Below are 13110 nucleotides of genomic sequence, written 5' to 3' on the forward strand. Positions count from 1 at the left end.
GTCCGCCATTTTGAGGAGGCCGAAAGGGATTTTTCGTTTGGAAGAACTAAATCCGTTTTCATGTTCCAAAATGGCTTGAAAAAAAGTCTGAATTGTGAGAAAATAAAAACAATTCAACTCAGATAGAAGGGGATAGCCATGAGAGACGATATCAAAATCAATGATCGAGCAGCTGCCATTCAGGATAAATTGGTGGAGAAGCTCGAGCGTATTTACGATCCGGATGTAGAGCTGGATGTCTATAACTTAGGGTTGATTTATGAAATTAACTTAGACGAAAATGGCCACTGCAAGGTTGTCATGACCTTTACCGATACAGCCTGTGATTGTGCTGAGAGTCTGCCCATCGCCATCATGGACTCTCTTAAGAAAATCGATGAGATTGAAAGTGCCTCTGTCGAGGTTACTTGGTCTCCTGCTTGGAAAATCACCCGTATCAGCCGTTTCGGCCGCATTGCTCTGGGAATCAGTCCTAGATAAGAAGGTACTTAGTTTATCTACATTTAAAATAAAAACACCAAACCCGCTAGAAAAACTAGCGGGTTCTTTTATCATATATAAGCTATTTTTTACCAGTTTCTTCCGGTTTCCAGAAGTCTGTAACTGCACCTTTAGCGGCAGAGGATACCATGTGAGCATATTTACCAAGTACCCCGCGACTATAAAGCGGTGGGATGGTCGTTTCTGCCTTGCGTTTCGCCAACTCTTCGTCAGAGACTGCCATGGAAATTTCCTTGGTATCTTGGTCAACCGTGACCATATCGCCTGTACGAAGATAGGCAATCGGGCCACCATCCTGAGCTTCCGGAGCAATGTGTCCAACAACCAAGCCATAAGTACCGCCTGAGAAGCGGCCGTCAGTTAGAAGGGCCACCTTGTCCCCTTGACCTTTCCCTACGATGATAGAAGAAAGTGACAGCATTTCTGGCATACCAGGGCCACCCTTTGGTCCAACGTAGCGAACTACAACCACATCGCCATCGACCACTTCATCGGCCAGTACCGCATCAATAGCGGCTTCTTCCGAGTCAAAGACCTTAGCTGGTCCAACGTGACGGCGGACTTTAACACCAGAAACCTTAGCAACAGCGCCGTCTGGAGCTAGATTACCATGCAAGATGATAAGCGGACCGTCTGCACGTTTTGGATTTTCAAGCGGCATAATGACCTTTTGACCTGGTGTCAGATCAGCAAATTCTGCTAGATTCTCTGCCACCGTCTTACCTGTACAAGTGATGCGATCACCATGCAGGAAGCCGTTCGCCAAGAGATATTTCATCACAGCCGGTACTCCACCAACCTCGTAAAGATCTTGGAAGACATACTGACCTGACGGTTTCAAATCAGCCAAATGAGGCACTTTCTCTTGAATGACATTAAAGTCATCTAGCGTCAGCTCAACATTGGCCGCGTGAGCCATGGCCAGTAAGTGCAGGGTAGCATTAGTAGAACCACCCAGAGCCATAGTCACTGTGATTGCATCTTCAAAGGCTTCACGTGTCAAAATATCAGACGGCTTCAGCCCCATTTTCAGCATTTTCACAACAGCACGACCAGCTGCTTCGATATCCTCTTGCTTGTCCTTGGACTCAGCAGGGTGAGAAGAGGAGCCTGGCAGGCTCATACCCAGAACTTCAATAGCCGTCGCCATAGTATTGGCCGTGTACATACCGCCACAGCCACCAGGTCCAGGACATGCATTACACTCGATGCGGCGCACTTCCTCAGCTGTCAAGTCGCCATGATTCCATTTTCCGATTCCTTCAAAGACAGAAACCAAGTCAATGTCCTTGCCGTCCAGATTCCCCGGCGCAATCGTTCCGCCGTAGGCAAAGATAGCAGGAATATCCATGTTAGCAATGGCAATCATGGAGCCTGGCATATTTTTATCACAGCCCCCGATGGCTACAAAGGCATCCACATTATGCCCGCCCATGGCAGCCTCGATGGAGTCTGCGATGATATCGCGTGAGGTTAGAGAGAAGCGCATGCCCGGCGTTCCCATGGCAATCCCGTCCGCAACCGTAATAGTCCCATACTGGACAGGCCAAGCTCCCTCTGCTTTGATGCCTTCCTTGGCCAGCTTGCCCAAGTCATGCAAATGGATGTTACAGGGTGTATTTTCCGCCCAAGTGGAAATCACCCCAACAATAGGCGTTTCAAAATCTTTATCAGTCATCCCCGTCGCGCGAAGCATGGCACGGTTAGGAGATTTAACCATACTGTCATAAATCTTACTTCTGTGACGAATATCCTTATCTGTCATAGCTTTCCCTTTCATTGCAGTAATCTTTGTGCTTTATTATACCACACTTAGGCTGTATTTTACAGAGGAAAATTTTAAAATTTTCAGAATTTTTCAAAAAATGAATTTTCCTCAAAAATCCTAAGCAATTAAAGCCTATTAGCTTAATTCCTTAAATAAACAAGTTCTCCTTAAAATATAGTAAAAATCTAAAAAGTGCGAACTAATTTACCTCCACGAATATCCAACACAATCACCTCAGAAATACCGCCTCTAGCGCTACCAGAACGCTCTCTCAAATCATAGCCTACTAGGTAATAACCATCCCAAAATTGACTGTAGTCTAACTTTTTAAGCTTTTGAAAAAAGACTCCGGGGTACTTATCTCTAGCTTTCTCATCATCATACAAATCATCAACTAATAGCTCATAGTTCACTCGAAGCTGCAGAGTATGTTTTTGCAGATAAGACTCAACATCAACATTATAATAACCATTGAGAGGCAAGCCTTTCTGCCTGTTCTTTTGGAAATCCTGAACTAGCTCTGCTTGCCCAGCATCTAGCATTTCTGAGGTTATTTGTCCGTCATCCTGATGAAGCACTTCCATTGTTTCACCTGAAATTTCTTTTAAAGTCAGATCCTCATCTTCTAGCTTTTTGAAGACCGACTTCATTTTCTTAAACTGATTCTGAACATAAGGCTGCTGCCACATGGCTTCCAACTGAATGCTATCATCTAAGCCTGTCTCAGTTTCCTCAGGTACGGGACTTAATCTTGAAGCTTCGTATTGCTTGGTTGTCGGATCATAATCCACGCTATCTGAGAAGGTCAAAAGTCTTCCATCAATCTTTTCTTTATAGCTAAAGTCCATGGTCTCCCCATAACCTGCCGGTCTATCGTAGTTTTTGACTGTCACTTTCCCCTTGTATCCCATTCTTTGGAAATCCATAGTCAAATGCTTTTCCACATCTTTCATAGTTTGATAATCACGAAAACTTTTCACTCCCCAAAAGATTAAAACAATACACATGATTCCCAGCCAGAATAGACCAAGTAATTTTAATGCTGCTTTCATAGTCCGCCTCCTTTGTTCTTATTATAGCATACGGAAAAACGGGTTTCTTTTAAAAACCTAAGCAGAAAAGATTTAAAAAAATCTGTCAAGTAACTTTACTTTACAAAAAAGTTTTGTTATACTGTTAAAGTTGATGAAAATCATCAAATTGAATCGAATTCATAAACTAAAAGGAGAAACAAACAATGGCAGTACCTGCACGTCGCACTTCTAAAGCGAAGAAAAACAAACGCCGCACTCACTACAAAGTGACAGCTCCAACTGTAACTTTTGACGAAACTACTGGTGATTACTCACGCTCTCACCGTGTATCCCTTAAAGGATACTACAAGGGCCGTAAGATTGCCAAAGCTGCTGCAGCAGAATAATAGAAGGGAGCTACCATGCGCGTAAATATCACACTTGAACACAAAGAATCTGGTGAACGCTTGTACCTCACTTCTAAAAACAAGCGCAACACACCAGACCGTCTTCAATTGAAGAAATACTCACCAAAACTTCGCAAGCACGTTGTGTTTACAGAAGTTAAGTAAGGGTTTCAGTACACGTCAATAGACGTCAAAATATTGATTTTAAGCGATTTTTGATTTTTTGAAACTCATTATATCGCACTACAAATCAATAAAAACTCTACCTTTTACTCTACCTTTTTTAGATAAATATATCATCTGGATATTGAAGTTAAGCCCTGCTATCATTTCGATGGCAGGGCTTTTTAATATTTGGTACACTAACTTCTTATCTATATTTTGGTGGATTTTAAGTTGACATCTACAAAGTTTAATGTTAGAATACATTCAAAAATATATTTGAATGAGGTATTTTATGATTCAAAATGTTGTTACTTCAATAATCCTGTATTCTGGGACAGCCGTAGACTTACTTATTATCCTAATGTTATTTTTTGCCAAAAGAAAAAGCAGAAAAGACATCATTAACATCTATTTAGGACAATTTCTAGGCTCTGTTAGTCTAATATTCCTAAGTTTGCTTTTTGCATTTGTCTTAAATTATATTCCTAGTAAAGAGATTTTAGGTTTACTCGGTTTGATTCCAATTTTCCTAGGCCTAAAAGTTTTGCTTTTAGGAGATTCTGATGGAGAAGCTATTGCAAAAGATGGTTTGCGAAAAGACAATAAAAACCTGATTTTTCTAGTCGCTATGATTACTTTTGCAAGTTGTGGCGCTGACAATATTGGTGTCTTTGTCCCATATTTTACCACCTTAAATTTAGCGAATTTGATAGTGACTTTACTTACTTTTCTAGTCATGATTTATCTCTTGGTTTTTTCTGCACAAAAATTAGCACAAGTCCCTTCTGTTGGAGAAACTTTGGAAAAATATAGCAGATGGTTTATTGCCGTTGTCTATTTAGGATTGGGGATGTATATCCTGATTGAAAACAACAGCTTTGACATGCTAAGGACTGTGTTCGACTAGGAGAAAAAATTATGAAAAAAGATAGTATCTGTCAAGTGGATGTTATAAATCAACAAAATGTTACAACCGCAACGAACTACCTTGAAAAGGAAAAAGTCCAAAAATCACTTCGCATTTTATCAAAATTTACCGATAATAAACAGATAAATATCATCTTTTATCTCCTTGCCGTCGAAGAACTCTGTGTCTGCGATATAGCCTGTTTATTAAATCTCAGTATGGCATCTGCCTCCCACCATCTTCGTAAACTAGCCAATCAAAACATCTTGGACACTAGAAGAGAGGGGAAAATTATATATTATTTTATAAAAGATGAGGAAATCAGAGATTTTTTTAATCAACTAGGATAACAACTATTTCTACTACTTTCTACTTTTCCATGATTATAGGGGGATTATATATGAAATTTTTTGAAGAAAATTATTCACAAGAAATACCTACTCGTATCAAAAATTTAAGAAAAAAATACAATATTACACAAAGCGAACTAGGCAATGCAGGTCAAGTTAGTCAAGTTGAAAGTGGTAAGCGACCAATTACGAGTTCGATGTTAGTTTATTTAAATGCTCTAACCGCTTCGAGCTATACGTATATCGTTTTTGGAGAGTTAGATGAGTTTATTGAGAATCTGTTTCATTATTTTTTCAGTTCTATTTTATATAGAGATTTAGAGGCTGTAGATGAAAAACTATATTCTTTCATGAGTGATGATTTAATTTCAATCCAATCAAGTTGTCTAAGTATTGCCAAGACATTTGCAAATTTCAATATTCAAAGAAAAAGATTTATGATTTCTACTGAAACTGAAATGGATACTTTTCACAAGAAAGATGACATTGACGTATGGGTTGGTGGAAAAAGTTATAACCCCGCTAGAAGTTTTAGAACCCGTACCATCAATGAATTGACTGTCATTGATTTTGAAGAAATGTTTGATATTCTTTGGTTGATGTTAGGGGATAATTTAATTAAATCATTTGAAGTTAATGTCTGTGGTATCCTATTTGAATTAGGCGGAAATGACATACCCTCAACATTTAGGCAAGAAAACATTGATCCTCTCATCAATAAATGGTGGTATGATAATGTTTCGACAGAAATTATCCCTAATCTAATAAAAAAACTCAAAGAAAATCCCTTGTTTAATATCGGATTTATGGTAAATGATATATTAGAAAGAATGTATAAAGAGAATATTCCAAAATCTTACCTTACATCCGTCCCATTAGTTATTTCTCAAAAAGGAAGAACAACCTATTCGTTTAGTATGACTGGTGGTCAACAAATAGATGGAGTGAAATTCACACAGATATATGAGGACTATATGAAATTACTCAGTCAAGGTAAGGATATCGCAGAGTTATATCAAAAATATTCTAAAGAAGAGTTGGCAAATCTAGGCATTAATATTTATCAATCCAATGATATAGAAAGGACTGAGGAAAGAACTTTTGATGAAATTATCAGTTGGGTTTCCAACCCTTATGCAACAAGACCAATTCAAGAAAGGCACACTATTCAATTAGAGCCAACAAGATTTTCACTAGAGGATAAGAAAAGAATTGAAGAAGCTGCAGCTCAAGGACTAAGCGAAATCGACCTTATTGATTTAGTTGACCTATATGATATTAATTTAGACAATACAAGCGTCAATCGCCATATTGTGGGGTTATTGACTAATAACACCCAAGTAACATACTATTTCCAAGAACAATTAAATAAGGAGTTGCTGTCAATGGCTCACGCTTTAGATAACGTACAACAGGCCTTTATTAAATTATTAAGTGAAGAGGAGATACGAAAATTTGCTCTTTAAAGACTAGGTGAATCGCCTAGTCTTTTTTTGCGCCTCGTTTTACAAATTAGTCTATTGAAGTAAAAAAAGAAGTAAAAAATAAAAGAACATTACGCCTTATACTGAATATATCAAGAAAAACTCTTGATATAAATTTTAATAGTCCAAATTGATGGCCATCAAAGGACAGATTGAAACAAATATGATGACATGACGATAAAGGTCATGTCTTGCATAGAATTGTTTCGCTGTTTCTTTGTTGTGCCTTTTGGTATACTCAGCGTTCAATATTTGCTCATTTTGTTTCCTTCTGTCCAAAGGACAGAAAGGAGCTCATCATTATGAGTAATAAAGTACAAGAACGTCGTGAGCGTAAAATCAAAGAAGCTATTAAAGCTAAAAATTGGGATGAAGTAACTCGTTTGCTTCAACAAGAACAAAGTAACGCAGAACGTCGTGACCGATACCACAATAGACGAATCAAAGACGAAACAATAGCTAGCAAAAATGCCAAAAAGTCTGTACGTTATGATGTCATTGCAAGTTCTGATTTGAATCCCGAAGAAGCTTTAATCCTAGAGGAGTTAAGACAAGCTATTCGTGAAGCTAAAGCATCCCTATCAGAAATTGACAGTAAGATTGTTGAAATGATAGCGGAACAAGGTTCAAGCTATAAAGAAACGGCTCGCTATATCACTGAACATTATAAGAAAATGAGTGATGTAACTGTCAAATCTCATTATTCTAAAGCGCTTGAAAAATTAGCTTCTTTATTAGAAGACTATCGCTAATACCTTAAATCCAGTGCTAAGAGGCGCTGGATTTTTTGTTAAAAAAATTAAAAATTCAACAAATAACTTTGCGTTTAACTGTCTCATTCTCCTTAGTAATAAGGAGGTGGTATACAACTAAAACAACTATGTCCAGCTCACGACCAAAACCGAGCAAGTCGCATTCGTATTATTTCTCAATAATAAAGGAGGAACAGCCCCATGGCATTCAAAATGAAAACCACAAAAGGTGGTTATACAACTACATTGGCTGATAAAATTATCAGTCAAAAACAACCGATTTACTCACTCAGTACCGAACTTGAACCACAACAACGGTTTGAAGAAGGAAAACCAACTGGCGAAATCGTAGCCTATAAAGCATGGTTTGTACAGGAAGGGCAAGACCCTTTCCAAGTAAAATTTGAAGATTCGATTGAGCTTCCAGCTTTTCAATCCATGATTCAATTTGACACCCTACAAGCCTGCGAAGTCAAATATAACGTTTACTTCAAAGCAAATGGTATCAAGGAGGTTCGATAATGACTTCACAATCTCGTGATGTGCTGAACCAATCTTTCCTGCAATCTTACCTGCTCCAGAGCCTAAACATGGCTCTGGGGGCTTTAATGCAGGGGGAAACCAGCTATACTAATTCTTTTAACGTCATTATTCAAGAAGACGGCTTTGTCTTTGTCCCTCGCCTGCCGTGCGCCTATATCCTCGATGACGACTTGTACAAGAAAATATTTCTGATTGCCAATGCTTCACTTTACCCACAATATACGCTTCTAAAACAAAATGCTACCTACTTTGTCCCCCTAGAAACAGATGATTTACACATTCAACGTGGCTTATTCTTCCCTTGGAAAAAAGGAATTTCAGAACGGTTGGCAATTCCCGATTTGGATAAGTTTTCAGCCAGCTTAACACATGGGAAAATCCCTGTCATGAAGCACTTTGAACTCAATTTAGATAGGGTCAATCACTGGGCTATTGCTGGAAATTCAGGTTCTGGGAAATCGTACGCTCTCACTTACTTCTTGAGTGTACTGAAGCATATGTCTGACTTGATTATCATTGACCCTAAATTTGATACACCAAGTCGATGGGCAAGGGAAAATCACATTGCGGTTATCCACCCTGTTGAAAACCGTTCAAAATCAGATTTTGTCTCACAGGTTAATGAACAATTAAGCCAGTGTGCAACTCTCATTCAGAAACGACAAGCTATCTTATATGATAATCCCAATCATCAATTTGCCCATCTAACTATTGTTATTGACGAAGTCCTAGCTTTATCCGAGGGAGTCAATAAGAGTATCAAAGAAGCCTTTTTCTCCTTACTCTCACAGATTGCCTTGTTAGGACGTGCTACAAAAATCCATCTGTTTTTAGTAAGCCAGCGTTTTGACCACAATACCATTCCTATATCGGTGAGGGAACAGCTAAACGTATTGTTACAAATTGGAAATATCAATCAGAAAACTACTCAATTTTTATTTCCAGACCTAGACCCAGAGGGGATTGTCATTCCAACAGGACATGGGACAGGTATCATTCAAGTTATAGACAATGAACACCCTTATCAAGTTCTACCCTTACTCTGTCCAACCTACTACACTAAACGAGGTATTCTATGACCAATAAAACCTACTTTATGAGAAGTTTTAATCTCATACTATATTTATTTCTATTTGCACCTATCTGTTCTGCATTTGGATGGTTATTCAATTATCTTTCCGTTCAACTAACAAATATCACGTTTGTCAATTTAGATACGGTCAAAAGTATTACGGATATCATTAGTTCCGTTTGTCATGGATTTGCACTTATTTCTCTTCTACTTGCCTTATTTTTGGTTGGATTAGAAATAATACAACGGTTGAAAACAGATAGTCTTTGGAACTATATCCAATCTGTCTATCACACTTTTCTGTTGCGACACTTCCTGTTTCAGCGTGAACGAGTACAGAAGATAAGCAATCTTGAACATCAGACGGTTACTACTATCAACCCAATCCATAACGGATTTAACCGAGCTGTTCGTAAGTGTATCGTAGATATACGAAAAGATACCATCACTATTTTTCTAAAAGTCCCTAGAGACCAACAAGGGCAAAAAATTCTAAAAGAGATGGAAGCACAATTAAAAGAAGAAATCGTCAGCCAACACGCAGACTATTATTTCTCCTCTCCTATTCGAGTTCGTAACCAATTGTGGTTCACTGGACAAAAACGTTAATCCCTTGGGGCTGTGGCTTGCGTTAAGCAAAAGCCAGACAGCCCCTTTTTATATTCTTTTCTATCATGACCTATTGGGGTGACTACGACCCCCAATAGGTCAATAATCAATAATCACAAAAAATTCAATTTTTTCAAAAAAACTTTGCATACGACCTGTCATTTCTCCTTAGTAATAGAACCCAAAAGAAATGAGGTAACTGCCTATGGCAAAAGAACAGCGCTCAACCAAATGGACTTTTCTCTTCTACGAGGAAAGCGCACCAGAGAACTACTTGAATATATTAGAGGAACTCCATATTCCGTTTATTCTTAGTCCTTGGCACGATAAGGACGTTAATAGACAGACGGGAGAGTTCAAGAAATCGCACAAACACGGTGCTTTCTTCTTTGATTCACTGAAAAGCTATTCACAAGTATCAAATATCATCAGTGACAAACTAAACGGTCCAGCACATGTGGAGGTAGTTATGTCTCCCACTGGTTTATTTGACTACTTTACCCATGCGGAAAATCCAGATAAGACCCCCTACAACATTGAGGATATTGAAGTCGGTTGCGGCTTTAATTTAGAAAAATTCTTGATGGAGATGAACTCCTCGGATTTTATACATGAAGTAGTTGATATTATCGAAGAGAACGACTTTACCGAATTTGAAGAATTGGTCTGGTATGCCCGAGCAAACAATACCAATTTATTAGGGCTTATCATTGAACGTACATATTTCTTCGCCAAATACCTAGATTCACGAAGATACAATCCTAATCGACTCTATAATTCAAACACAGAGGAGAAAGAGAATAATGAATAACGAAAAATTAGAACAAATTGAACAATTATTGCAAACACTTATCAAACTCATTCAAATCAAAGAACAGAACATACCACTAAAGATAATACAACAGCGAGAATTGCTAAAACAGCTAAATATCTCCCCAAACACACTAAAAACTTGGGAACAAAAAGGATTAAAAAGATTAGAACCTCCTATAGAGGGAACTCGAACCGTCTTCTATCTACTAGATGATATTATCAACTTTTTACAATCCTAATTCTGAAAATTTGTGCTAAAATAGTTTTATCTAAAAGAAAGAGTGGTAACTATTTTAGCCTACTTCAATATCCATGAAGAAAGGCAAATATGGAAACTGAAACAATTATTCATAATGGCAAAAAAGTCATTAAAAAAATCAAAAAAGATAGGTCCATCTCATACACTTTGAAGGGGACATTTCTGGGAAAAGATATCAAAACTGGTAAGCAAGTCACTACTACCATTACAGCCAAGACACTAAAACAGTTAGATAGAGCAATCATTCAAGCACGACTAGAATTTGAAAAAAATGGCTCAACACGAGAAAAAGTTATCGTCATTGATACACTGGAAGATTTAGCTGAAGAATGGTTTAAATCATATAAAACCTGGGTTAACTCGCATAATACTCTGAACAGAGTAAGAGGTTATCTTGATAATTATATTATCCCTAAATTTGGAGATTACAAACCAGATAAAATTGAATCTGCGGATATCCAGCTTTGGTTAAACGATTTGGCAAAGAAATCAAAAGAGTCCATTGAATCTGGTATAAAGCGTGCTGATAAAGGTAGTGCTAAAGATTTTGGTGCTGTTATCCATAAGTTGAAAGATATTTTTGACTATGGAATTACAAACTATGGACTAATCACTAATCCTGTTAGCACTGTTAAGATACCACCTAAGCCAAAATCAAATAAGCAACGCATCATGGTATTACATGATGATGGTCTTGTAATATGGCTTAATTATCTTGAAAGTTTAGATAACAATAGAGCCAATCGTAGATTTAAGTTAATTTGTAATACTCTATTAGCCTCCGCTTTGCGAATAAATGAATTACTTGCATTGACGATTGATGACCTAGATTTTGAAAATTCTTCTATTAACGTCAGTAAAACATTGATGTGGAAAACCGCAAATAAAAAAGATGGGACAAAAGGGGAAGTTATCTGTAAAGCTACACCAAAAACTGATGCAGGAAATCGCTCTGTCCCTGTCCCTCCCCCCATAATAGAAAAACTCAGAGATTTCCACCACGAAATGAACAAGTATCTTGAATTGCACAACAGACATAGAACAAAACTGATTTTCCCTACAATCTATGGGAACTATATGTGTGACAGAAACGAGAGAACAACTCTTAAGAAAAGGTTAGTAGGTCTTGGATTACCAAACTATGGTTTCCATTTATTCCGACATACTCATGCTTCAATGCTACTTAATGCTGGAACAAATTGGAAAGAACTCCAAGTCAGAATGGGACATAAATCCATTTCAACTACAATGGATACTTACGCTGAATTAGCACCACAACGAAAGTTAGAAGCTGTGGGGATTTATCTTGAAAAGATTGCTGAGCTAACGCAATAACTACTCTACCATTCACTCTACCTTTTATTATGTAGCATTCTAGAAACATTGATGTACCAACGTTTCTAACAGCTAAAATAGAAATTATTTAACTCTTACAGAAGTGAAGTAATTTATATAAGAAAAATCCTTTGAAATCAACGTTTCAAAGGATTTTTCTTTTGGCTTCAATTCCTAACTAATCAACGAACTTAATACTAGGTCTCGAAAAGAATTATGCCTCCTCTTTCTGTCTGAGTTCAAAGAGGTCTTCTACTTTCAAATTAAAAACTTGAGCAATTTTGAGAGCCATTTCCAGCGAAGGATTGTAGCGGTTATTTTCCAAATGCAGAATTGTCTCGCGCCGCATGCCGATGCGGTCGGCTAGCTCCTGCTGGGTCATACCTATGGATTCGCGAACGGATTTTAGATTGGTGATAATCTTGCTTTCTTTAGCCATGGTTATCCTCTCCGTTCTAAGATAAGATAGACAATTGCAAAGATGCAAATCAAGGCAGCTATGCTAATAAAAATCTGACCTATGTAAAGAGTGAAAGAACCCATGTACCCAATGATAACTGCTAGGATCATCAGTGCGCCTAGTATAAAAACAAACATCAAGCTAGCTGCCTTAGCTAGATTCGCATAGAAGCGTTCGTCTGGAGTTTCCTTGACATTTTTCAAAGAGAAAAAACCAAATACAATCACTTCAATAACGAGGCCAACTCCCAAAATCCATTCTTTAATGCCAGATCTTACGCTTGGGGTCGCAACCCAAATCCCTACTGTATAAAAAATGGTTGCTGCAAACAGAAGCATCGTGTACAGCTTAGCAGACAAGTCAAAAATAGTCTTTCCCTTACCTTTCTGACTCTTAGATGGCCATGGTTTCATGTGTAGCCAGCCCCAAATAGCTACAATCTGACCTAGCACTGAAATACCAGCAATAACTAACTTGGGTCCCCAACTAAGATTAGAACCAAATAAAACAGTAAAATCAATAAAGAGAGCTGCGGCAATCATCGCAATGAGACCACCCGTTTTTTGACTATTTTTCATGATAGACTCCTTTCCTAGTGTTAGAAATATTTAACACCCTTTATGTTATAAATATATCACATAGCGATTTAGAAATCAAGGATTTATGAGTTGA

18 protein-coding genes are annotated in these 13110 nt (G+C 37.8%); 13 read left to right on the forward strand and 5 right to left on the reverse strand.

Annotated elements, in window-relative coordinates:
* The first annotated feature begins 138 nt into the window (after positions 1-138).
* Positions 139-480: a metal-sulfur cluster assembly factor gene (locus HMPREF9380_RS10770; protein WP_002899327.1), complete on the forward strand. Its 342-nt coding sequence runs from the start codon at positions 139-141 to the stop codon at positions 478-480.
* Between the two features lie 82 nt (positions 481-562).
* On the opposite strand, the gene ilvD is transcribed toward HMPREF9380_RS10770, so the two are convergent.
* A complete protein-coding gene (gene ilvD, locus HMPREF9380_RS10765) occupies positions 563-2266 on the reverse strand; it encodes a dihydroxy-acid dehydratase (protein ID WP_032907459.1) in 1704 nt (567 codons plus the stop codon).
* A gap of 188 nt (positions 2267-2454) precedes the next feature.
* Positions 2455-3321, reverse strand: coding sequence for a hypothetical protein (locus HMPREF9380_RS10760; RefSeq protein WP_002931588.1), 867 nt, complete (start codon positions 3319-3321; stop codon positions 2455-2457).
* A gap of 185 nt (positions 3322-3506) precedes the next feature.
* On the opposite strand from HMPREF9380_RS10760, the gene rpmF reads away from it, so the two are divergent.
* Complete coding sequence (rpmF, locus tag HMPREF9380_RS10755) at positions 3507-3689, forward strand: 50S ribosomal protein L32 (RefSeq protein ID WP_002894148.1); 183 nt, start codon at positions 3507-3509, stop codon at positions 3687-3689.
* 15 nt (positions 3690-3704) lie between these two features.
* Positions 3705-3854, forward strand: a complete 150-nt coding sequence (gene rpmG, locus HMPREF9380_RS11245; RefSeq protein WP_001265622.1) for a 50S ribosomal protein L33 — start codon at positions 3705-3707, stop codon at positions 3852-3854.
* A 78-nt stretch (positions 3855-3932) separates the two neighbouring features.
* On the opposite strand, the gene HMPREF9380_RS11960 is transcribed toward rpmG, so the two are convergent.
* Entirely contained in the window at positions 3933-4118 is a 186-nt protein-coding gene (locus tag HMPREF9380_RS11960; protein ID WP_002892741.1) for a hypothetical protein, read from the reverse strand.
* Between the two features lie 28 nt (positions 4119-4146).
* Here HMPREF9380_RS11960 and HMPREF9380_RS10750 point away from each other — a divergent pair, with 28 nt between their 5' ends.
* The 10 genes from HMPREF9380_RS10750 to HMPREF9380_RS10705 all read left to right on the forward strand — a co-directional run bounded on the left by HMPREF9380_RS10750 (position 4147) and on the right by HMPREF9380_RS10705 (position 11978).
* Entirely contained in the window at positions 4147-4761 is a 615-nt protein-coding gene (locus tag HMPREF9380_RS10750) for a CadD family cadmium resistance transporter (protein WP_032907083.1), read from the forward strand.
* Positions 4762-4772: 11 nt separating this feature from the next.
* Entirely contained in the window at positions 4773-5111 is a 339-nt protein-coding gene (cadX, locus tag HMPREF9380_RS10745) for a Cd(II)/Zn(II)-sensing metalloregulatory transcriptional regulator CadX (protein ID WP_000711078.1), read from the forward strand.
* 50 nt (positions 5112-5161) lie between these two features.
* Positions 5162-6577: a helix-turn-helix domain-containing protein gene (locus HMPREF9380_RS10740; RefSeq protein ID WP_000667640.1), complete on the forward strand. Its 1416-nt coding sequence runs from the start codon at positions 5162-5164 to the stop codon at positions 6575-6577.
* Between the two features lie 320 nt (positions 6578-6897).
* Positions 6898-7347, forward strand: coding sequence for an RNA polymerase sigma factor (locus HMPREF9380_RS10735; protein ID WP_002931599.1), 450 nt, complete (start codon positions 6898-6900; stop codon positions 7345-7347).
* Between the two features lie 201 nt (positions 7348-7548).
* Positions 7549-7869 (forward strand): hypothetical protein, encoded by a 321-nt coding sequence (locus HMPREF9380_RS10730; protein ID WP_002931600.1) that lies wholly within the window; start codon positions 7549-7551, stop codon positions 7867-7869.
* Complete coding sequence (locus HMPREF9380_RS10725; RefSeq protein ID WP_002931602.1) at positions 7869-8969, forward strand: type IV secretion system DNA-binding domain-containing protein; 1101 nt, start codon at positions 7869-7871, stop codon at positions 8967-8969. The genes HMPREF9380_RS10730 and HMPREF9380_RS10725 overlap by 1 nt, the downstream gene beginning before the upstream one ends.
* Positions 8966-9571: a hypothetical protein gene (locus tag HMPREF9380_RS10720; protein WP_000182709.1), complete on the forward strand. Its 606-nt coding sequence runs from the start codon at positions 8966-8968 to the stop codon at positions 9569-9571. The genes HMPREF9380_RS10725 and HMPREF9380_RS10720 overlap by 4 nt, the downstream gene beginning before the upstream one ends.
* Positions 9572-9776: 205 nt before the next feature.
* Positions 9777-10382 carry a replication protein gene (locus tag HMPREF9380_RS10715; RefSeq protein ID WP_002931605.1) on the forward strand — a complete coding sequence of 202 codons (606 nt, stop codon included), beginning with the start codon at positions 9777-9779 and terminating at the stop codon, positions 10380-10382.
* Positions 10375-10623, forward strand: a complete 249-nt coding sequence (locus HMPREF9380_RS10710; RefSeq protein WP_001058391.1) for a MerR family transcriptional regulator — start codon at positions 10375-10377, stop codon at positions 10621-10623. The genes HMPREF9380_RS10715 and HMPREF9380_RS10710 overlap by 8 nt, the downstream gene beginning before the upstream one ends.
* A gap of 89 nt (positions 10624-10712) precedes the next feature.
* Positions 10713-11978 (forward strand): tyrosine-type recombinase/integrase, encoded by a 1266-nt coding sequence (locus HMPREF9380_RS10705; protein ID WP_002931608.1) that lies wholly within the window; start codon positions 10713-10715, stop codon positions 11976-11978.
* A 214-nt stretch (positions 11979-12192) separates the two neighbouring features.
* Here HMPREF9380_RS10705 and HMPREF9380_RS10700 read toward each other — a convergent pair whose 3' ends face one another.
* Both HMPREF9380_RS10700 and HMPREF9380_RS10695 read right to left on the reverse strand, forming a co-directional pair.
* Entirely contained in the window at positions 12193-12417 is a 225-nt protein-coding gene (locus HMPREF9380_RS10700; RefSeq protein ID WP_002931610.1) for a helix-turn-helix transcriptional regulator, read from the reverse strand.
* A 2-nt stretch (positions 12418-12419) separates the two neighbouring features.
* Positions 12420-13016, reverse strand: coding sequence for a hypothetical protein (locus HMPREF9380_RS10695; protein ID WP_002931613.1), 597 nt, complete (start codon positions 13014-13016; stop codon positions 12420-12422).
* Positions 13017-13110 lie beyond the last annotated feature (94 nt).

It is taken from the genome of Streptococcus sanguinis SK49, from assembly GCF_000212815.1.
GTDB classification, from domain to species: domain Bacteria; phylum Bacillota; class Bacilli; order Lactobacillales; family Streptococcaceae; genus Streptococcus; species Streptococcus sanguinis_C.